The sequence below is a fragment of the Shimia abyssi genome (genome assembly GCF_003014475.1).
Classification (GTDB): Bacteria; Pseudomonadota; Alphaproteobacteria; order Rhodobacterales; family Rhodobacteraceae; genus Shimia; species Shimia abyssi.
Genome location: NZ_PYGJ01000009.1, coordinates 149,303 through 169,170, shown reverse-complemented (window position 1 = coordinate 169,170; position 19,868 = coordinate 149,303). Strand labels below are relative to the sequence as shown.

Sequence of the window (19,868 nt, the reverse complement as noted above, 5' to 3'; positions counted from 1 at the left end):
AAGATCAAAACAAGGAAACAAAACCGCAATCAATATCCCAACAAAAAGAACATACCTATTCAACAAAAATACAGGAAAAAGAATCAAATAAGGGGCTTACAGCTCTGACTTCCACGGTGGATTGGCACCCGCACGCGACACCGTCACAGCGGCGACTTTGGCACCATAAGACAAGGCTGCCGATGCATCTTCGGCTGACAGGCTGCGCACCTTGTCTTTGCGGAACAGGCCACGTTCGGACAATGCCGCCAGAACACCTGCGTTGAACGTATCGCCAGCGCCCACCGTGTCCACGACCTGCGCCTTTTCTGCGGCGACCCTTACCTCGGTGCCATCCGCCAGAACCCCGATGGCACCTTCGCCTCCGCGCGTCACGATCACCAGCGCTGGACCCGCCGCCAACAAGGCTTCGATCTGTGCCTGCAGGCTGCCTTTATCTGGATACATCCAGTCCAGATCATCATCCGAAACTTTCACGATATCAGTGCCTGCGAACATCCGGGCCAATCGATCCCGAAACCGCGCCTCGTCTTTGATGAAACCGGGGCGTATATTGGGGTCGATCATCACCGCCCGCTCTGTGCCATCTCGCTCCAGCAGCGCGCAATAGGTCTCTGCCGCAGGCTCGCACGCCAGGCTGATACCACCAAAATAGAGCCCCGACACATGCGCACCCACCGGGGGCACCGCATCAATCGCCAGCATACGCCCCGCAGAATTCTCATCGTAGAAATCATAGGTGGCGTGACCATCCTTGAGCTGCACAAACGCCAGCGTTGTGGGGCGATCGGATTTGGCGATATGGCGCGTGTCCACGTGGCTTTCGCGCAAATCCTGTTCCAGCTGCTGGCCGAACATGTCCTCGGACAGCCCGGTCAGCATCCCGACCTCAACACCCAAACGACCCAGCGCACGGGCGGTGTTAAAGATCGCTCCACCCGAATGTGGCACAAACCCAGTCCGCCCACCGTCCGTCGGTTCCGGAATCATATCAATCAACGCTTCGCCGCAACACAGGATCATCGCCATATCCTCCCAATGGAACTTTGTGCCTGACCGGTTCAGGCACCCCCTTCCACCACAGCTATGTTAGCGCAATCAAGTCTTAAGTGGCCAAAGCCTTCGCCAAAGCGTGATAAGACGCCTTTGGAGTGCGTTTCATAGTGTCAAAATCCACATGAACCAGCCCAAACCGCTTTTCATAGCCCAGCGCCCATTCGTAATTGTCGAGCAGCGACCACAGGAAATACCCGTTCACAGGCACACCTTCGCTGATGGCCTTGCGCATCTCTGCAACGTGCCTCTCAACATAGTCGGTCCGCGCTGCATCCTCGACCGCACCATCGGTCAACACATCTGCATTGGCCATCCCATTCTCGGTGACATAAATCGGTAGATCGCCGGAATACTCTGCCGCCGTGCGCTTGAGGAATTTGTAGAGCCCTTCGGGATAGATTTCCCACTCCATCTGCGTTTTGGGCAATGGCCCTTCAACCTCGTGATGATGTGGCCATGGCCCGTCATTCGGCGCAATCAGTTTTCGAGTGTAATAGTTCAGCCCAACCCAATCCACCGGTGCGCCGATGGTGTCAAAATCATCTTGCCACCCATCGGGCAGATGTTGGCCTAAACCCTTCAACACCTCCTCGGGATAGGCTTTCTTGAAAACGCCTCCCAGAAAGAATCGGTTGTAGTAGGCGTCATAGACATCTGCCGCCTGTCGCGCCTCTGCGCTGTCATCCGCCGGATCGGCCCATTCGAGGTTAAAAACGGCACCCAAGTTCTTGACACCAATCCCTCGCATCGCCTCAATCGCGCGCCCATGGGCCAGCATGACATGGTGCATCGCCCGTGCGGTCGCGCGAATATCGCGCAGCCCCGGCGCGTGGTGTCCCATGAAATGGCTCAGCCAACTCACACACCAAGGCTCGTTGATAGGTGCAACACTATGCATCCGATCTCCGATCCGCCCCATGATCACTTCAGCGAAATCTGCAAACCACCCGGCGATGTCGCGATTGCGCCATCCGCCCAGATCCGCCAATGGCGATGGCAGTTCCCAATGGTAGAGCGTCGCGCACGGTTTGATGCCGCGCTCCAACATCGCATCCGTCAAGCGGTCGTAGAAATCGAGCCCTTCTTGATTGACCGCGCCGCGCCCCTCTGGCAGCACACGCGCCCAGCTGGTTGAAAACCGATAACAATCAAACCCCGCCGCCGCGATCAGGTCGAGGTCTTCTTCATACCGCAAATAATGCTCGCACCCCCTCGCACCGTTTTCGGCGCGCACCACATTGCCGGGTGTCGCAGCAAAATTGTCCCAATGGGTCGCCCCCGCTCCACCAAACGCATGCCCCTCGATCTGATAAGACGACGTGGCCGCGCCAAACTGAAACCCTTCAGCAAAATCCGAACGACTGAAATTCATGTATTACTGCCCCTTTGGAACCGGGCCGGTTGAGCGACCCACGACAAGCTCTGCCTCAAGCATTTTTGTGATTGGCGGGCAGGTCGGCTCTGCAATCAGATCGATCAGCATCCCGGCCAGCACTTCCCCTGCATGATGCACCGATGACCGCGTGGCGGTGAAAATCGGCACATCCTGTCCGTTCTTCAGATAGGACAGATCGTCGTCATGCGTAATCACCGACACGTCCCGCCCCATCTTTAATCCTTCTTCCTCGATGGCGCGTCGTACCCCCATCGCAGAGATCATGGATGATGCCAAAATCGCTGTGGGCGGCGCATCCATCCGCAACATTTCGCGCGTTTCGTGATGCCCATAGACCTCGGTCATCTCCGCGCTGCGCATCAGCTCCGGATCGACCGAAAACCCCCTTTGTTCGAACGCAGCACGATACCCGTCGCGACGTCGTTTGGCAAAATCCATGCGCTCCAATCCATTGATCAGCGCAATCCGCGTGTGCCCGAGATCCAAAAGGAATTCTGTCGCCCGTTGGAACGACCTCTTATTGTTCACATCCACCCAGCTATAGGGCGCATCCACTCCGCTCGACCGGCCATGCACCACAAATGGCAGCCCCAGATCATTCAACAGCGCAATCCGACTGTCCGCGATCGACGGACCCTGTAGAATAACCCCATCCACCAGCCGTTTCGCCATCAGCTCGCGATAGGCGTTTTCCTCATCGCCTTCGGACACCCGGGTGAACATCATGTCATAGCCCAGCCGCGCCAGCGCCTCGGATGCACCACCCACAAAATCGCCAAAAACCGGGTTAACCATCTCATGCTGTGTCGATGCCGGAATCACATGTCCCACCATCATCGCCCGCCCTGTCGCCAGCCCCTTTGCGCGGCTGTTGGGGCGATAGTTGAATTTCTCTGCTGCAAGCTGAACACGCTGCCGAGTCGCCTCATTAACTTCTGGATAACCGTTCAGCGCGCGGCTGACAGTCGTCTGGGATAACCCCAGCTCCTCAGAAAGTTTTTTAAGGTTCATCGCCATTCAAAGCGCTTTCAACTATCACTCCACTGCCGACAGCCGGCTTAGGACTTGAACTCAATCGTTACCGCAAGAAATCAGCTATTTCCATTAATTTTTTTAAGACTTGAACTAATTAATGTTGACTCGGACCGCCGAGTCGGAGTTTAAAATGTCATCCAAAGCGCTTTGGAGATGGCTTACCAAGCGCTTCTACCTAAAGGATCAATGGGAGGAACCTATGAGAAAAGCACTGTTCACAGGCGTCGCCGGACTGGCACTGTCTGCCAGCCTCGTTCACGCCGACGGTCATCTGAAATTTACTCCAGGCGAAGGCCCCTTCAGCTGGGACGCCTATAATGCATGGGCCGAAGGCGCGCCGGACCTCTCGGGTCAGTCGGTTACCGTTTCCGGTCCGTGGCTCACACCCGAAGACGGCTATTTCGACAACATGCTCGCCTATTTCGAAGCGGCAACCGGCGCTGACGTCACTTACGTGGGTTCCGACAGCTTCGAGCAGAACATCGTAATCGACGCCGAAGCAGGTGCCGCGCCCAATATCGCCGTATTCCCTCAGCCGGGTCTTGCTTCGGACATGGCATCGCGCGGTCTGCTGTCCCCCTTGCCCGAGGGCATGGACACATGGGTTCGCGACAACTACGGCGCGGGGCAGTCCTGGGTTGATCTCGGCACATACGCCGACAAAGACGGCAACGACCAGCTGTTCGGCTTCTTTTACAACGTGAACGTCAAATCACTGGTCTGGTACAACCCAGAAAACTTCGAAGATGCAGGCTATGACGTCCCAACCACCATGGAAGAGCTGCGCGCGCTGACCGAAACCATCGCCTCCGAGGGCGAAACACCTTGGTGTATCGGCCTGGGTTCCGGAGCAGCCACAGGCTGGCCAGCAACTGACTGGGTCGAAGACATCATGCTGCGTACGCAGCCTGCTGACGTCTATGACGGCTGGACTTCCAATGAAATCCCCTTCAACGACCCCCGCATCGTTGGCGCGATCGAAGAATTTGGTTGGTTTGCCCGCAATGACGATTTCGTCTCGGGTGGTGCCGGTGCCGTCGCATCGACAGACTTCCGTGACAGCCCCAAAGGTCTCTTTTCATCCCCACCCCAGTGCTACATGCACCGTCAGGCATCGTTTGTTCCTGCCTTCTTCCCTGAAGATGTGGAATTTGGTGCAGACGCAGACTTCTTCTACTTCCCCTCCTACGAGAGCAAAAACCTGGGCAACCCGGTTCTCGGCGGCGGTACACTGATGGCAATCACCAATCCTTCGGATGCCACCAGCGAGCTGATGAAGTTCCTGCAACAGCCAATCAGCCACGAAATCATGATGGCGCAGACCGGCTTCCTGACACCACACAAAGGTGTAAACCTCGAGGCATACCTGAACGACACGCTGCGCAAGCAGGGCCAGATCCTGATCGACGCAACCACCTTCCGCTTTGACGGTTCCGACCTGATGCCAGGCGGAGTGGGTGCAGGCACGTTCTGGACCGGCATGGTCGACTACACCGGCGGCAAGGACGCTCAGGCCGTTGCCGACGACATCCAATCCAGCTGGGACGCGCTGAAATAAGCGCCCCACGCTGACACCTCCGAAGGCGGCCCGCATCCGCCCGCCGCCTTCGGACCACAATTCTGCTATTCATCAGAAGTTGCTTTCGTCTGAGGGAGGACGCCATGCATCCGGCGATACTTGGAATCATTACCATCGCAGTTGGGGTTGGCGGCTGTGTCGGGTACTTTTACGCGTCCAACTTGTTCCTCGACAAAGTGCTCTACCCGGCCAGCGGCCCGAACGCGGGGCGCAACATCAACCGCGCCAACCAAATCCGCCCGTGGCTTTTCCTGTTTCCGGCGTTTTTCGCGTTGTCGCTCTACCTGGCGTACCCGGTATTTGAGACGCTGCGCCTATCGCTTCTCGACACCCGCTCAAACAACGAATTCATCGGTCTGGGCAACTACACCCAAATGTTCGGAGAGCCGAAATTCTGGGAATCCATGCGTAACAATGCGCTCTGGCTGCTGGTCGTTCCTGCCGCATCAACAGGCTTTGGCCTTTTGGCGGCCCAACTGACCGATCGCATCGGCTGGGGCGGCGTTGCCAAATCTCTGATCTTCATGCCGATGGCCATCTCCCTTGTCGGTGCTTCGGTGATCTGGAAGCTCGTTTATGACGCGCGCCCGATCGAGCAGGAACAGATTGGTGTCCTCAATGCGCTCTACATCTGGTTTGGCGGCACTGAACCACAGACATGGCTCACTATTCCCTTCTGGAACAGCTTTTTCCTGATGATCGTCCTGATCTGGATCCAGACCGGCTTTGCCATGGTGATCCTCTCGGCCGCGCTGCGTGGTATCCCCGAAGAAACCATCGAAGCCGCCATCGTCGACGGCGCGGGGCCTTTCCAAATCTTCTTCAAGATCAAAGTGCCCCAGATCAAGACCACCATCCTTGTTGTCTGGACCACCATTACCATCGCCGTTCTCAAGGTCTTTGACATCGTGTTCGCAATGACCAACGGCCAATGGGAAACACAGGTTCTGGCAAACTACATGTTCGACAAACTATTCCGCGCGAACGACTGGGGAATGGGCTCTGCCTCGGCCATGATCATCATGCTTCTGGTTACGCCGATCCTTGTCTGGAACGTGCGCAATGCGCGCAACGAAATGAAATAAGAGGGTAGACAGATGGACAATATCGCAGGTCAGAAATCCACCCTCACATGGGTTGTTCACATCTCCGTCGCGGTGCTGGTTGCACTCTGGCTCTTCCCAACTGTGGGCCTGTTCGTGTCGTCATTCCGCACGACCGATCAGATCGTCACTGGCGGCTGGTGGAAAGCGCTGTTCCCCGCCGAACAGAACCTCACCATCCGCGCCAACGGCCCCGACGATCAGAAACAGGTCAATGATCTCTACGTGATCGAAGGCCAGCTCTTTGACGACGGGTCCGAGGCTGAAATCTCGTCATGGGGTATCAGTTCGCGCGACATCAACGCCTTCCAGCCCAGCGAAACCGCCGAGCTGCGCCGCGGTGGCACCATCACAGTCGACACGATCGGCAACTACCGCATCGAAAACACAGTAGCCTTCGAGGGCGCGCGCGGCCCGCGTGTGTTTGTCACCGCGCTCACCCCGCCTGAGTTCACACTGGCAAACTACAAACACGTGCTGTTTTCCGGCACCGCGTCGGACAGTATGGGGGCTGCCTTCATGGCCACGCTCACTGTAACAATCCCCGCGACAATCATCCCGATTCTTGTTGCCGCCTTTGCCGCTTATGCACTGGCTTGGATGGACTTTCCGGGGCGTGCGTTACTCATTGCCTTTGTGGTTGGCCTGCTGGTCGTACCACTGCAATTGGCGCTGATTCCGCTCTTGAAACTGCACCTCAACATCGGCATCGGCAAAAGCTATCTCGGCGTCTGGCTCGCCCATACGGGCTTTGGTCTGCCGCTCGCGATCTATCTCTTACGCAACTACATGGTTGGCCTGCCGCGCGACATCATCGAGAACGCGCGCGTTGATGGTGCAACCGAATTCCAGATCTTTACCAAGATCATCCTGCCGCTCTCCTTCCCGGCACTCGCTTCTTTCGCGATCTTCCAGTTTCTATGGACATGGAACGATCTCCTCGTGGCCAAGGTCTTCCTGATCGACGCTACGGGCCAGACCACCGTCATGACCAACCGCATTGTCGAAATGCTGGGGACACGTGGCGGCGACTGGGAAATCCTCGCAACAGCGGCCTTTGTCTCGATCTCCGTACCGCTGGTCGTCTTCTTCTCTATGCAACGCTATCTCGTGCGCGGCCTGTTGGCCGGCTCAGTTAAGTAAGGGCTCTTTCCATGAACGCCAAAGTCCAAAACACATCCCTCACACATCTCGCCAAAGACCCGGATTGGTGGCGCGGTGCGGTGATCTATCAGGTCTACCCCCGCTCCTTTCAAGACTCCAACGGCGACGGCATCGGTGATCTCAACGGCATTGCCGATCGCCTGCCCTATATCGCCTCTCTTGGCGTCGATGCGGTGTGGATCTCTCCGTTCTTCACCTCACCGATGAAAGATTTCGGCTATGACGTGTCCGATTATTGCGATGTTGACCCGATGTTCGGCTCGATCAGCGATTTCGACACGGTCATTGAAACCGCACACTCGCTGGGACTGAAGGTCATGATCGACCTCGTCCTCAGCCACACATCTGACCAGCATCCTTGGTTTGCTGAAAGCCGCTCCTCCCGTGAGAATGCAAAATCCGATTGGTATGTCTGGTCAGACCCAAAACCCGATGGCACCCCGCCTAACAACTGGCTGTCGATCTTTGGCGGGTCAGGCTGGCAATGGGATGGCCGCCGCCTGCAATACTACCTGCATAACTTCCTGTCCTCGCAACCGGACCTGAACTTCCACGAACCCGCCGTGCAAAACGCACTGCTGGACGTGGCCCGCTTCTGGCTCGACCGGGGCGTTGATGGCTTCCGACTGGACACGATCAACTTCTACGTCCACGACAAGCAACTGCGCGACAACCCGCCCTTGCCTATGGACCAGCGGAACTCCACCATTGCGCCGCAGGTGAACCCCTATAACCATCAGGAACACCTCTATAGCAAAAACCAACCCGAAAACCTCGCCTTCCTGCGCAAGTTGCGTGCGCTGATGGACGGATATGGTGCCGCCGCGGTTGGCGAAGTGGGCGACGCCCAGCGAGGGCTCGAAATCCTTGGTCAATATACGGCTGGCGATGATCTGATGCAGATGTGCTATGCCTTCGAATTCCTTGCCAATGACCAACCCACCGCGACCGACGTGCAAACCGTGATGGATCGCGTTGCCGATGTTGCCGCCGATGGCTGGCCCTGCTGGGCGTTCTCCAACCACGACGTAAAACGCCACGCGTCACGCTGGGAACTGGACGCAGACGGCCTGCGCCTTATGACCACGCTCATGATGTGCCTGCGCGGCTCTGCCTGTATCTATCAGGGCGAAGAGCTCGGCCTACCCGAGGCCGACGTTGCCTTTGAAGACCTGCAAGACCCCTATGGCATCGAGTTTTGGCCAGAGTTCAAAGGTCGCGATGGTTGCCGCACTCCCATGGTCTGGGAACCTTCAAATCAGAACGGCGGCTTCACCGCTGGTAAACCTTGGTTGCCGGTAAGCCATGACCACATGGACAAATCCGTCGCCGGTCAAGAAGACGACGCCGACGCCCTACTGCACCACTACCGCAAGGCCATCGCCTTGCGCAAAGCGCACGACGCGCTGTCGCAGGGCATGCAGGACGACATGAAGGTCACCGGCAACCTGCTCACCTTCACCCGCGAACTAAACGGCGAAAAGCTGTTCTGCGCGTTCAACATCAGCGGCGTGTCGCAAAATGCCGACCTGCCGTCTGGCGCTTGGGAAAGCGCAGCCTCCGACCTCAGGGGCACCGTTGCTCCGGCGGTCAACACCGTTCACCTGCCGGCGTGGCATTGCTGCATCGCCGTCAAGAAGACAGGGTAAGATCATGGCCGAACTCAAACTCCGCAATGTCGAGAAAACCTACGGCGGGAACGTCAATGTTCTCAACAATATCAACCTCGACATCGAACCGGGCGAATTGATCGTCTTTGTCGGACCCTCAGGATGTGGCAAATCCACCTTGTTGCGCATGATTGCGGGGCTTGAGAAAATCACCGGTGGTGAACTCACCATCGATGGCCAGTACATGAACGACATGCCGCCTGCCCAGCGCGGCATTGCCATGGTGTTCCAGTCATACGCGCTTTACCCGCATATGACGGTGCGCGAAAACATGTCTTTCGCGCTCAAGATCGCCAAGAAGTCGCAGGCCGAAATCGACAAGGCCGTCGCTGACGTTGCCAAGGTTTTGCAACTGGACGAGTATCTCGACCGGTTGCCCAAGGCCTTGTCAGGCGGTCAGCGCCAGCGCGTCGCCATCGGCCGTTCCATCGTGCGCGACCCGCAGGTCTATCTCTTTGACGAACCGCTCTCAAACCTCGACGCCGCCTTGCGCGTCGCCACAAGGATCGAGATCGCCCGCTTGAAAGAGGCCATGCCAGATCGCACCATGATTTACGTGACCCACGATCAGGTCGAAGCAATGACACTGGCGACCCGCATCGTCGTGCTCGCCAACAAAGGCATTGCACAGGTCGGCACACCTCTTGAACTCTACGAAACTCCTGAAAACGAGTTTGTCGCCCAGTTCATCGGCTCCCCCTCTATGAACCTGCTTTCGGGCAAGATTACCGGCACCGGCGCACAAACCACCGTATCACTGGATGGCGGCGGTTCCGCCGTGTCTAGCGTTCCAACCAACGATGCTGACATGGGCAAAGCCGTCAATATCGGCGTCCGCCCCGAGGATATGACCGAAACCACCGACAGTTTCATGTTCGAAGCCAAGGTCGACATCACCGAAGCCTTGGGCGAAGTCACACTGCTCTACTTCGAAGCCGAAGACGGCCAAGACCCCCTGATTGCCAAATTGCCCGGCATTCACAAGGATCTTCGCGGACAGAACGTGCGCATGACAGCCGTCCCCGAAAAGGTGCATCTCTTCCACCAAGGTCAGTCTATGCGCACCTGATCAAGGGCAACATTCAGGTAACCGCAACGCGCCCGTTTTGGGCGCGTTTTTTTATCCCCAACCAAACGCTTTGCGCAGCATGTTCAGCGCCACAAGGAACAGGAAAACCGCAAAGACCCGGCGCAGTGGCTTGGGATCCATCGCATGAGCCAGCTTTGCACCATAAGGCGTGGTGAGCAGCGTCATGCAAATCACAATGGCAAAGGCCGGCAGGTTCACCGCACCAATCGTCCATGGCGGGCGGCTCGCCTCTTCGACCGAGATCAGCATGAACCCCGGCGCCGAAGGCACCGCAATCGCCAGCCCAAATCCCGCCGCCGTCGCGACAGCTCGGTGAATGGCCATGTTGCACAACGTCATCGTCGGCACACCAAGGCTCCCGCCGCCAATGCCCATCAGCGTCGACAAAAATCCCAATACCGAGGACACAACCGCACGACCGATCCCCTTTGGCATCTCATCGCGCAAGCGCCACTCCGGACGCCCCAAACCAAGGTACAGCGCCACAACAACGCCCAACCCGCCAAAAATCGCCTGTAAATAAACTGACCGCAGCTGCGACGCCGCCATCACCCCAACAATTGCGCCAACCGCAATTCCCGGTGCCCAGGCGCGCAGCAGATCCCAGTCCACCGCGCCCTTCTTGTTATGGCTTTGCAGCGACCGCACCGACGTCACCACGATCGTCGCCAAAGATGTGCCCAGACACACCTGCATCAACTGGTCCCCACCATAACCCAGCTGGCTGAACAAAAAGAAAAACGCCGGGACCAACACGATCCCGCCCCCAACACCCAGCAACCCGGCCAAAACTCCGGCAAAGGCTCCGATAACAATCAGGAACCCCAAAAGTGGCAATGCATCTATCATGTGTTTTCCCAGTCCGCCCGTCCCGCGTATCCTGACCACCGCGCCACGGGTGTCAAGCCACTGACTTGCTGCTGGCCACTGTCTTCACCGCGTCCAAGCCCTGCAAAATAATTGGACGTGGCGCGATCCCGCGATCACAATGAACAACATCACCCCCCGTCGTCGCCCGTGCACTTTCAGAAAGTGTACTAAGGGTCGGGGGGGGGCCTAACTGGACGGAGCATGGCGGCATATCGGGCCAAGTCCCTGCAATTTGCCCCAACTGAAAGGAGCGCGCGCATGAGCAATATGGACAGGGTCGTCACGACCGGACTTTTCATCAATGGCGAAAGCCGCCCCGCACAGGGCGGTGCCACCTACGCCATCCACAATCCGGCCCGCCCGTCCGAGCTGGTCGGTCATGCTGCCGACGCCACGGCCCAAGATGTCGACGACGCCGTTCGTGCCGCTCATGCCGCCTTTCCTGAATGGTCTGCCCTGTCCTTTGGTGAACGCGCAAACGCCTTGCGCGACGTTGCCAAATATCTGACGGCCGACGAGGAAGACGTCAAATACCGCTCCCGCTTATTCACCCGTGAACACGGCAAAATCGGCCGTGAAACTTTGCTGGAAATGTCTCGCCTCGGAGATCGCTTCGTGCAAGTCGCAGACTATGGGGAGCGAATGGCCATCGACGAGGAAATTGCGGGCCCACCCTTTGACACCATTGTCATCCGCCAACCCGCGGGGGTGGCTGCGCTCATAGTACCATGGAATTGGCCGCTCTCCATCCTTGGGGCCAAGCTCCCGCAGGCACTGGTTACTGGCAACACCGTGGTTATGAAAATATCCGAATTTTCCGCGCTCGCTCCCGCTCTCACGCTCCATAAAATCGCGGCACTTCTGCCCCCCGGAGTGGTCAATGTCATCACCGGCGACGGAGCAAAAATTGGCGATCCCCTCACCAGCCACCCGCTGGTGCGTCGCGTCAATTTCACGGGCTCTGTTCGCGTAGGTCGAATGGTGATGAAATCCGCTGCTGAAAACATCACACCCGTTACCCTGGAACTTGGCGGAAACGACGCCGCACTGGTTCTGCAGGACGCAGATCTCAACGAAGAGGTCTTCACCCGCATGTACTGGGCCTCTTTCGCCTCCTCGGGGCAAATCTGCATGGCCATGAAACGTCTTTATGTCCACGAAAGCCGGTATGACGAGGTGGTCGACGGCCTTACTGCGGCTTGCGAACGCGCTGTCATTGGCGATGGGCTTTTGCCAGAAACCACCATGGGGCCGGTTAACAATGCCCGCCAACTCAAGGTAGTCACTGACATGATCGCCGAAGCCCGCGCCAAAGGTGCCGATGTGCGTGAATGCGGCCAAGTCCCCGACGAGGCGCTCTACACGAACGGTTACTTTCAGAAACCAACACTGGTCTTTGATGCTGACCCAGCCCTCTCGATTGTGAAGAACGAACAATTTGGCCCTGCTCTGCCAATCATGAAATTTCGCACCGAAGGCGAGGCCATCGCCAAAGCCAATGACAGCGACTATGGCCTCTGTTCCTCGATCTGGACTCCGGATGCCGACCGTGCCATGCGCCTCGCCCGCGGGATCGAGGCAGGTTACACCTATCTCAATGGGCACGGCCCCATGGCCCAAGACGGGCGTGGACCGTTTGGCGGGTTCAAACACTCCGGGGTCGGGCGCAATTTGGGTTATGACGGTGTGCTCGCCTTTGCCGAACCACACTCCATTTCCGGTCCGGCTGGTTTCCTGATGGGGGGTTAGGCAATTTCATCAACAGACCAAGACTGGCCCAAACCGCACAGATCAGGTCGTTACGTCACCCGCGACACGACCTGATACTTGGCGTCGCGCCACAGTTCCTGACCTATGACCTCTTCTATCACTTTTGCCGCCGCAACCACGTCATCCTCATCAATGAACAACGGCGTGAACCCAAACCGCATGATATCCGGCGCGCGAAAATCACCAATCACTCCGCGATCAATCAGTGCCTGCATCGCCGGGTAGCCGTGCTCGAAGCCAAAAGACACCATCGAACCGCGATGCTCTGCATCCTCTGGGCTTGCCAACCGCAATTGCGGGCAACGGGTCTCAACCTCGGCAATGAACCGATCCGTCAGCCGCATGGATGCTGCACGCAAATCATTCATATCCACGCCATCCCAGACCCTCAGCGCCTCTTGCAGAACCGACAGCTGCAAAATCGCTGGTGTGCCTACACGCATCCGTTCCGTGGACGTCGCCGGGCGGTAATGCCGCTCCATGGCAAAGGGCGCATCATGCCCCAGCCACCCGGACAGCGCCGGTTTCACATCCGTCGCCAGATCAGGGCGCACATAAATGAACGCTGGCGCACCGGGTCCACCATTGAGATACTTATACGTGCAGCCCACAGCGAACTCCGCATTGCTCGCCGTCAGGTCCACCGGGATCGCCCCCGCCGAATGCGCCAGATCCCAGATCATCACCGCACCCACGTCATGCGCGCGCTTCGTGATGGCCTGCATGTCGTGTATCCGCCCCGAGCGGTAATCGATCTGCGTCAGCATCACCACCGCGACATCCTCGGTAATCGCCGCCATCACCGCCTCCGGGTCTGGCGTGCGCAGCTCGTAATCTTTGTCGATCAGGTCGACCAACCCCTCGGCCATATAAAGGTCTGACGGAAAGTTGCCGTTGTCCGAAAGAATCACCCGCCGATCTGGCCGCATCTTGAGCGCCGCCGCCAACGCCTGAAACACTTTGATCGAAAGCGTGTCACCCGTGGCCACCGACCCGCCCGGCGCGCCAACCAATTCGGCCAGCCTGTCCCCAACAATCTGAGGCAGTTCCATCCAACCGGCACTGTTCCACGCCCGGATCAGCTGATCACCCCACTCTTGCGTGATCACACGCTGCGCACGCTCTGCCGCGCCTTTTGGCAACACCCCCAACGAGTTACCATCGAGGTAAATTACCCCCTCTGGGATATCAAAAAGTTCTTTTCTCGGCAGTGCGACGCCCATTTAGTCCTCTCAATCCAACTTTACCCAATGAGGCCAAAGCTCTATCTGGCACTATTAATGCAAACGGCATCCTTGTCCCGCTAAAACCCGCCATTCGGCCATTATTCTGAATTCGCACCTACGCAAGACCGACGCAATACCGACGTAATACCGACGTGCCAAATCGCGGGTTTGCGCATGGCATTCATCCCGTGTATGACACCGCATTGATCAAGGACGCGCACACCATGACCGAGCATAAATCTGAACTTCTGATGCCTGCGGGCAACCTTCGAAAACTTAAGATGGCGGTGCTTTATGGCGCCGATGCTGTCTATCTGGGCACACCCGATTTGTCGCTCAGAACCAAGTCGGAATTCTCGCTCCAAGAGGTGATCGAAGGTGTTCAATTCTGCCACGACCACGGTCGCCGCGCTTATTTGACACTGAATTTGTTCAGCCATAACAAAGATATACCAAAGCTCGACGAATACATCGATACGGTCCGCAAGGTGCAGCCCGATGGTCTGATCATCTCTGACCCCGGCGTGTTTCAATACGTCCGCGAACGCGCACCCGAGATCCCGTTGCACGTTTCCACCCAAGCCAATGTCGCCTCGTGGCTGACGACTCAGTTCTGGCAGGCTCAGGGGGCCGATTTGGTGGTTCTGGCGCGCGAAGTCTCCTTTCCAGAATTGGAAGAAATCCGCGAAAAATGCCCTGATATCAAGCTAGAAGCCTTCGTCCACGGCGCCATGTGCATGACCTATTCAGGTCGCTGTTTGCTGTCGAATTTCATGGCTGAACGCGGTGCAAATCAAGGGAACTGCGCCAACTCTTGCCGCTGGAATTACAAGTTCCACATGCGCCTCAAGGATGGCACCATTCAGGAACTGATCGTCGACGAAGACAACCTGCACATGTTCGAGTTCTTGCTCGAAGAAGGCGTGCGCCCCGGTGAGTTCCTCCCGATTCAAGAGGATGAACGCGGCAGTTATATATTGAATTCCAAAGACTTGTGCCTGATGCCCAAACTCGACGACTATCTGCGCATCGGCGTGGACAGTCTCAAAGTCGAGGGCCGCGGCAAGTCCGAATACTACGCCGCCATCGTCGCCCGCGCCTACCGCATGGCGATTGACGATTACTACGCCGACCCCGAAAACTGGAACGCCGCCGACTATATGGAAGAGCTCGAAACCGTCGGTAACCGCGGCTACACTCTCGCCTTCCACAAGGGCCGCCTGACCAATCTGGCCCATGGATATGAACAGACCCAAGCCATTGCCCAATGGGAATACGCGGGTTTTGTCACCGAAGTGAAGAACGACGCGTTCTTGGTCGAAGTGAAGAACAAACTCGAACCAGGCGATGTGATCGAACTCGTCTCACCCGTGGCGCGCAACACCATCCTTTTGCGGGGATACGACTACGAAGTGGCCGCAACTGGCGAGAAAAAAGACGTCGTCCACGGCTCTACCAAAACAGTAATCCGTCTGCCATTTTCTCTTTTTGAACAAGAGGATGTGAACGACCTGCGCACCAACTTCCCCGCGATGACCGTACTTCGCAAAGAGCGTGCCTTGACCGAGGAACAGTGGAAACGCCTGCAACTCGACAAGACCACGCTGGCGATGGAGGTCAAGGACACGACCAACGAAACCGCCTATAAACGCCGCCGCGATGCACTGGTTGATGCCATCGAGGCCGACGCCAATACCCGCCGGTTCAAGACCAACCGCAAGGGTACCGAAGGCTGCTGTGGCAAGGGCTGCAACGGCTGCCTAATCTTCTGGCAGGATGATATGTACGCCCATGCACGCGAAGTTTTGAAACAACGCAAACAGGGCGCAATGCTGTCAAAGGCTGAGGCAACCGCCCTCAAACTGCCAGCCGCCGAGTAACCTCAAGCTTTGTAGAAACAATAGCGATCCGGAGCGACACTCTCCGGGCCGCGCACCTGCTCCATACCGACCAATGGCTGACCGGACACCACGACACCGCCGGGCACCATAATCTTGGCAATCAGTGGCGACAAACGCGCCGCCTCTGCCACGTCTTTACCCTTGTCACCAAAGCCAAAATCATAATGGGCCAAGGCTATTCCTGCGGTGGCATCCGCTAATTTGATCAGCATGTCCTCGGCTTCACCCTGCAAGAAATCCTGCTCTGGCGGCACGCAAGAAGGATGGCATTGCAGCACACGATCAATCACCCAGATCCGGCGATCTGGCGCAATTTCGCGCAGGTGATCATAAGTCCGGCCATTGCCCAAACCCATGTCCACAATGTCGCCTTCTAACGCGCCAATGAGACCAATACCCCACTCCAAACCATCCCGCTGCGCTGCAAGGCGGCGCATCATGCTGTCCAATCGGCTCATGAAATGTCCTTTTTATCGTGACGATAGAGCGTTACCGGCCCTTCGCAGATTTCCGTCAGAAACTGACGCGAGAACTCCCAGATTTCCGCGTCATGCACAAGGTGGTGTGTCAGATAGCCAAGAGGTTCCGCTGCATCCAGAATGCCGCGACGACGTTTCTCGAGCAACTCAACTGTCTGAGATACAAGCGTGACCGGCTCCACCAAGCCTCTGGCACCGCGCCAAAAAATTGGATCGATATGCGTGTTAACCTGCTCTAGCCCCGCAATTGGCTGGGCCGAAGTGCGCGATTGAAACGTGGAAACCGTTGTGAAACCGACATCCTGTAAGATCGACAACACATCCGCGCTTAGCCGGTTCCACGGTGCCACGAACATTTTGGAAAAGCGCGCGCCAAAAACCCCATTCATCCGCTCAAGCCCGCGCTGCAATTCTTGGCGTACTAAGTCCAGATCGCGCCCTGCTCCAAACTCAGCCTTTTTCTGCCCAAGAGGGGCGTTGTTCTGATGTGACCAGCCATGAACAACCGGGACAATCACATCGCTGATATGCTCGACAAGCGCTTGATCCACGTTGGCTGGAATAATCGCCAGATGGACCGGAACTCCCATGTTTCGACCAAGGTTTTCCAGCTGTTTCAACGCTTTGGTTGGAGCAATCGCGTCATCGTCACGCCACCAGAAAGGCAAGCGAAGGCCGTCGCGGTGCCAAACCGCAAGCTCTTGGCGCAACGCGGTCCAATCAACTCTCATGAACTCAACCCGTGCACGTCTCTTTCCACAATCCGCACTGATTGCCCGGCGCCATCCATCTTGAGCCCATCGGTTACCCGATGACCGCTGGTCAGCACATGGGTCAGCGCTACAGCAAGACGCTCCGGATACAGATCGCTCGATGTGATTACCTCAATGGACGGCAGCGCGCGCAAAGACTCAGCCCGCAAAGTTTGCTCCACTTCGCCACCATCGTCGAAAGGAATAATCACTCCGGGCAGGCCAGTTTGCAACAGATCCAACGCTGTGTTGTAGCCGCACATGCTCACCGACGCCGCTGCCCGAGCTAGCATGTCGCGAAAATCAGGCCGGACACTTTCAACAATAACGTTCTCGGTCAGAATCTTGGAATTCAGTTTATTGATCCGCTCAACCTTGTCCTCGCCACCAACCAAAAGCCTCCACGTTAAATCCGATTGCTCAGCAGCTTGGATTGCGCATTCGAAAAGCGCATTGCCAACTGAACCGCCACCTGCGCTTACGATAACTTCTCCCGCGCCATCGCCGTCGCGATTGGCATAAACTGGGTGCGGCGCAACATATCCGGTGTAATTCAACATGTCCGCAACAGCGCTTGAAACCGGCCAGCTCGCATCCAGCGGCGTGATGGCTGGGTCTGAGTGGACCAAAACGCCGTCATAGTAGGTGGACAAAATCTCTTCAGCTCGGTCTGCTTTGCTAGGCTTGGATGGAGGTGCCAGAATGTCTCGGATCGAGGCATAAACACGCGGTTTCGTCGGCAAGGATTTAGCGGCCTCAAGCAATGCAAGAAATTCCCCGGACAAAGCACGCCTTCCAAATGGAAACAGCTCTGTGATCAGAACATCAGGCGCGGTTTCTTGCAACGCACGCACCATGCGATCCGTGCGTCGCTTCAGATAGCTTTCTTCGGCAAGACCACCTGTGTCGTCCAGCAGCCTCGCAAAATTAATCCCGTCTGATGCCAACGGCGGAGCCTGCAAAAGCGAAAACCCAGACATGTCCAAATGCGGCGCGGCCCGCCCACCAGACAACAGCGACACTTCGTGCCCGGAATGCGCAAATGCCCGAGCCAGCGTTGCGGCGCGCGACAAATGGCCTGCGCCAAGCAAGTGAGTGACCGCGATCATGACCTTCATGAGGCTTGAGGCTCCAACCGCACGATATCAGGGTCGGCAATGCGCAATCCGTCAGGGGTTATGTCCACGATAAACAAGCGGTTGCGCTTGATCCGAAACGGCGGCGGTCCGCTAAAGTTCCAGCCGCTAGCCTGCGCCAACACGATGCGCATAATACCAATGTGGCAAACAGCGACGCAGTCACGCTTCAAAGACGCCAACCAGGGCAAGAGACGCGCTTTCACGTCGGCAGGGCTTTCACCTTCGGGTGGGCGATAGTCCCATCCCCATTGTTCAATGTCCCGAAACCCGGATGCAGGGTCGGCCTTAAGCTCGACACCTTTTTTACCTTCCCACTGCCCCCAATCCATCTCCATCAGCTCAGGCACAATGTTCGGTGGGCGGCCTGAGACGATCTCGGCTGTCTCTTTGGCACGACCCAACGGGCTCGAAACGACATCTGCGTCTTTCCACCCCTCGGGCAGAGCAAAGCCGGAAAGATCCGTTCTGGCTTGCCCGTCCAATGGAATATCCGTTCGCCCTTGAATGCGACCGGCACGGTTCCATTCAGTATGTCCATGGCGCAACATGGCTAGTTTATTCATGCAACCTCCGGCAAATAGCGCGCCATGGCGCCCCACAATGTGTCCCGCGCCGCACCTAGCAAATGATGCGCTTGGATTTTTTCGCGCGCCACCTGCGTTCGACGCGCGTGGTATTCGTTATCATTCAACAAACGTTTCAAATCCTGAGCAAGCACCGCGTGCTCTCCGATCGCAAACAGGCCATCTGACGCCACAACATCACTCACCCCTGAGCGGTTTTCCGCGACAACGGGCACACCCTGTGCTTGCGCCTCGAGGTAAACCATCCCGAAGGCTTCATTCATCCCCGGCCAAAGCAGGGCGCGCGCGCGCCTATATGCCAATTGCAACGTTTGCTTATCCAATGCCCCAAGGAAACTTATGCGCTCTCCAAAAGGGGCCATAAGGTTTTCGACCTTGGCTCGCGCGGGACCGTCTCCAGCAATTTCAACCCGCCATTGGCCATATTCTAGAGTATGCAGCACGTCAGCGGCTATCTCATAAGAGGCAAGCTTATCACCCTCACGCATCATACCGACAATCAGGATGACCGGATCACGCGGCCCTTGCGAGATTGCTGGCAAGCACTCGATGTCCAGAAATGGCGCCAAATGCATCAGGCTTTGATCCGATCTGATATGGGGACGCAATGCAACGGCATCCCGCTGTGTGACATGGAACAGAACATCCGCTGTTTCACAAACCCGAACCGCTGCTTTTTCAAACCCGTCCCAAGGCCCGCCCAGACGTTTTGACGCGCGCGTGGCTTCGATAACGAAGTACGGGATATTCAGTGCCTTGGACAAAGCGGGCCCCAACAGGTCAGGCGCTTTGTAGTAACTATGATACGTGACCCAAGCAGACCAATCCCTGCGCGTCTTTAACGCGCTGATCTCCGTCTCTGCTTGCGCCATCAGTAAGGTTTGCGCATCCAAATGGCCTTTTTTTTCCAAACTGCGAAATTCTGACGACAGCTCTACGTCGTACCCCCGGCTAGACAGCGCGCGGATCAGATTGCGGGCCATCTCACGTTCGCCCGACGGAATAGGATGATTGGGCGATTTCAGCGGCGCGTAGAAGGCTATTCCAGACATGG

General features: G+C 57.1%; 17 protein-coding genes. 7 read left to right on the top strand and 10 right to left on the bottom strand.

The window, feature by feature from the left end; translation table 11 throughout:
- Nucleotides 1-96 precede the first annotated feature (96 nt).
- The 3 genes from CLV88_RS14520 to CLV88_RS14510 all read right to left on the bottom strand — a co-directional run bounded on the left by CLV88_RS14520 (nt 97) and on the right by CLV88_RS14510 (nt 3,463).
- Complete coding sequence (locus CLV88_RS14520) at nt 97-1,023, bottom strand: carbohydrate kinase family protein (RefSeq protein WP_106609144.1); 927 nt, start codon at nt 1,021-1,023, stop codon at nt 97-99.
- 82 nt (nt 1,024-1,105) lie between these two features.
- A complete protein-coding gene (locus CLV88_RS14515; protein WP_106609131.1) occupies nt 1,106-2,428 on the bottom strand; it encodes a GH1 family beta-glucosidase in 1,323 nt (440 codons plus the stop codon).
- A gap of 3 nt (nt 2,429-2,431) precedes the next feature.
- Complete coding sequence (locus CLV88_RS14510; RefSeq protein WP_106609143.1) at nt 2,432-3,463, bottom strand: LacI family DNA-binding transcriptional regulator; 1,032 nt, start codon at nt 3,461-3,463, stop codon at nt 2,432-2,434.
- A 223-nt stretch (nt 3,464-3,686) separates the two neighbouring features.
- Between CLV88_RS14510 and CLV88_RS14505 the strand changes: the two genes are divergently transcribed.
- From CLV88_RS14505 to CLV88_RS14485, 5 genes are all read left to right on the top strand, one after another.
- Nucleotides 3,687-5,045 carry an ABC transporter substrate-binding protein gene (locus CLV88_RS14505; RefSeq protein ID WP_106609130.1) on the top strand — a complete coding sequence of 453 codons (1,359 nt, stop codon included), beginning with the start codon at nt 3,687-3,689 and terminating at the stop codon, nt 5,043-5,045.
- Between the two features lie 104 nt (nt 5,046-5,149).
- Complete coding sequence (locus CLV88_RS14500; RefSeq protein ID WP_106609129.1) at nt 5,150-6,151, top strand: carbohydrate ABC transporter permease; 1,002 nt, start codon at nt 5,150-5,152, stop codon at nt 6,149-6,151.
- A 12-nt stretch (nt 6,152-6,163) separates the two neighbouring features.
- Nucleotides 6,164-7,312: a carbohydrate ABC transporter permease gene (locus CLV88_RS14495; protein ID WP_106609128.1), complete on the top strand. Its 1,149-nt coding sequence runs from the start codon at nt 6,164-6,166 to the stop codon at nt 7,310-7,312.
- Nucleotides 7,313-7,323: 11 nt separating this feature from the next.
- On the top strand, nt 7,324-8,982 hold the full coding sequence (locus tag CLV88_RS14490) for an alpha-amylase family glycosyl hydrolase (protein ID WP_106609127.1): 1,659 nt from the start codon (nt 7,324-7,326) through the stop codon (nt 8,980-8,982).
- Between the two features lie 4 nt (nt 8,983-8,986).
- The gene (locus CLV88_RS14485) at nt 8,987-10,072 is read left to right on the top strand and encodes an ABC transporter ATP-binding protein (RefSeq protein WP_106609126.1); all 1,086 of its coding nucleotides are present in this window, start codon (nt 8,987-8,989) and stop codon (nt 10,070-10,072) included.
- Nucleotides 10,073-10,123: 51 nt separating this feature from the next.
- On the opposite strand, the gene CLV88_RS14480 is transcribed toward CLV88_RS14485, so the two are convergent.
- Nucleotides 10,124-10,942: a sulfite exporter TauE/SafE family protein gene (locus tag CLV88_RS14480; RefSeq protein WP_106609125.1), complete on the bottom strand. Its 819-nt coding sequence runs from the start codon at nt 10,940-10,942 to the stop codon at nt 10,124-10,126.
- Between the two features lie 279 nt (nt 10,943-11,221).
- Here CLV88_RS14480 and CLV88_RS14475 point away from each other — a divergent pair, with 279 nt between their 5' ends.
- Entirely contained in the window at nt 11,222-12,712 is a 1,491-nt protein-coding gene (locus CLV88_RS14475) for an aldehyde dehydrogenase family protein (protein ID WP_106609124.1), read from the top strand.
- Nucleotides 12,713-12,762: 50 nt separating this feature from the next.
- Here the strand turns inward: CLV88_RS14475 and kynU are convergent, their stop codons facing one another.
- Entirely contained in the window at nt 12,763-13,956 is a 1,194-nt protein-coding gene (gene kynU / locus CLV88_RS14470; RefSeq protein WP_106609123.1) for a kynureninase, read from the bottom strand.
- 227 nt (nt 13,957-14,183) lie between these two features.
- On the opposite strand from kynU, the gene CLV88_RS14465 reads away from it, so the two are divergent.
- Nucleotides 14,184-15,839 (top strand): U32 family peptidase, encoded by a 1,656-nt coding sequence (locus CLV88_RS14465; RefSeq protein ID WP_106609142.1) that lies wholly within the window; start codon nt 14,184-14,186, stop codon nt 15,837-15,839.
- 2 nt (nt 15,840-15,841) lie between these two features.
- Here CLV88_RS14465 and CLV88_RS14460 read toward each other — a convergent pair whose 3' ends face one another.
- Genes CLV88_RS14460 through CLV88_RS14440 form a run of 5 tightly spaced genes read right to left on the bottom strand, consistent with a single transcriptional unit; the run spans nt 15,842 to nt 19,866 of the window.
- Nucleotides 15,842-16,318: a class I SAM-dependent methyltransferase gene (locus CLV88_RS14460; RefSeq protein ID WP_106609122.1), complete on the bottom strand. Its 477-nt coding sequence runs from the start codon at nt 16,316-16,318 to the stop codon at nt 15,842-15,844.
- Complete coding sequence (locus CLV88_RS14455; protein WP_106609121.1) at nt 16,315-17,070, bottom strand: polysaccharide deacetylase family protein; 756 nt, start codon at nt 17,068-17,070, stop codon at nt 16,315-16,317. Before CLV88_RS14455 ends, CLV88_RS14460 begins: the two co-directional genes overlap by 4 nt.
- Nucleotides 17,067-18,209 (bottom strand): glycosyltransferase family protein, encoded by a 1,143-nt coding sequence (locus CLV88_RS14450; protein ID WP_106609120.1) that lies wholly within the window; start codon nt 18,207-18,209, stop codon nt 17,067-17,069. The genes CLV88_RS14455 and CLV88_RS14450 overlap by 4 nt, the downstream gene beginning before the upstream one ends.
- Nucleotides 18,206-18,793, bottom strand: a complete 588-nt coding sequence (locus tag CLV88_RS14445) for a histidine phosphatase family protein (RefSeq protein ID WP_106609119.1) — start codon at nt 18,791-18,793, stop codon at nt 18,206-18,208. Before CLV88_RS14445 ends, CLV88_RS14450 begins: the two co-directional genes overlap by 4 nt.
- Nucleotides 18,790-19,866 carry a glycosyltransferase family 4 protein gene (locus CLV88_RS14440; protein WP_106609118.1) on the bottom strand — a complete coding sequence of 359 codons (1,077 nt, stop codon included), beginning with the start codon at nt 19,864-19,866 and terminating at the stop codon, nt 18,790-18,792. The genes CLV88_RS14445 and CLV88_RS14440 overlap by 4 nt, the downstream gene beginning before the upstream one ends.
- Nucleotides 19,867-19,868: the final 2 nt, after the last annotated feature.

What these genes read in the sequence shown, in the direction of transcription:
- CLV88_RS14520 (WP_106609144.1), bottom strand. Translation starts at nt 1,023, where the DNA reads ATGATCCTGTGTTGCGGCGAAGCGTTGATTGATATGATTCCGGAACCG.
- CLV88_RS14515 (WP_106609131.1), bottom strand. Translation starts at nt 2,428, where the DNA reads ATGAATTTCAGTCGTTCGGATTTTGCTGAAGGGTTTCAGTTTGGCGCG.
- CLV88_RS14510 (WP_106609143.1), bottom strand. Translation starts at nt 3,463, where the DNA reads ATGAACCTTAAAAAACTTTCTGAGGAGCTGGGGTTATCCCAGACGACT.
- CLV88_RS14505 (WP_106609130.1), top strand. Translation starts at nt 3,687, where the DNA reads ATGAGAAAAGCACTGTTCACAGGCGTCGCCGGACTGGCACTGTCTGCC.
- CLV88_RS14500 (WP_106609129.1), top strand. Translation starts at nt 5,150, where the DNA reads ATGCATCCGGCGATACTTGGAATCATTACCATCGCAGTTGGGGTTGGC.
- CLV88_RS14495 (WP_106609128.1), top strand. Translation starts at nt 6,164, where the DNA reads ATGGACAATATCGCAGGTCAGAAATCCACCCTCACATGGGTTGTTCAC.
- CLV88_RS14490 (WP_106609127.1), top strand. Translation starts at nt 7,324, where the DNA reads ATGAACGCCAAAGTCCAAAACACATCCCTCACACATCTCGCCAAAGAC.
- CLV88_RS14485 (WP_106609126.1), top strand. Translation starts at nt 8,987, where the DNA reads ATGGCCGAACTCAAACTCCGCAATGTCGAGAAAACCTACGGCGGGAAC.
- CLV88_RS14480 (WP_106609125.1), bottom strand. Translation starts at nt 10,942, where the DNA reads ATGATAGATGCATTGCCACTTTTGGGGTTCCTGATTGTTATCGGAGCC.
- CLV88_RS14475 (WP_106609124.1), top strand. Translation starts at nt 11,222, where the DNA reads ATGAGCAATATGGACAGGGTCGTCACGACCGGACTTTTCATCAATGGC.
- kynU (WP_106609123.1), bottom strand. Translation starts at nt 13,956, where the DNA reads ATGGGCGTCGCACTGCCGAGAAAAGAACTTTTTGATATCCCAGAGGGG.
- CLV88_RS14465 (WP_106609142.1), top strand. Translation starts at nt 14,184, where the DNA reads ATGACCGAGCATAAATCTGAACTTCTGATGCCTGCGGGCAACCTTCGA.
- CLV88_RS14460 (WP_106609122.1), bottom strand. Translation starts at nt 16,318, where the DNA reads ATGAGCCGATTGGACAGCATGATGCGCCGCCTTGCAGCGCAGCGGGAT.
- CLV88_RS14455 (WP_106609121.1), bottom strand. Translation starts at nt 17,070, where the DNA reads ATGAGAGTTGATTGGACCGCGTTGCGCCAAGAGCTTGCGGTTTGGCAC.
- CLV88_RS14450 (WP_106609120.1), bottom strand. Translation starts at nt 18,209, where the DNA reads ATGAAGGTCATGATCGCGGTCACTCACTTGCTTGGCGCAGGCCATTTG.
- CLV88_RS14445 (WP_106609119.1), bottom strand. Translation starts at nt 18,793, where the DNA reads ATGAATAAACTAGCCATGTTGCGCCATGGACATACTGAATGGAACCGT.
- CLV88_RS14440 (WP_106609118.1), bottom strand. Translation starts at nt 19,866, where the DNA reads ATGTCTGGAATAGCCTTCTACGCGCCGCTGAAATCGCCCAATCATCCT.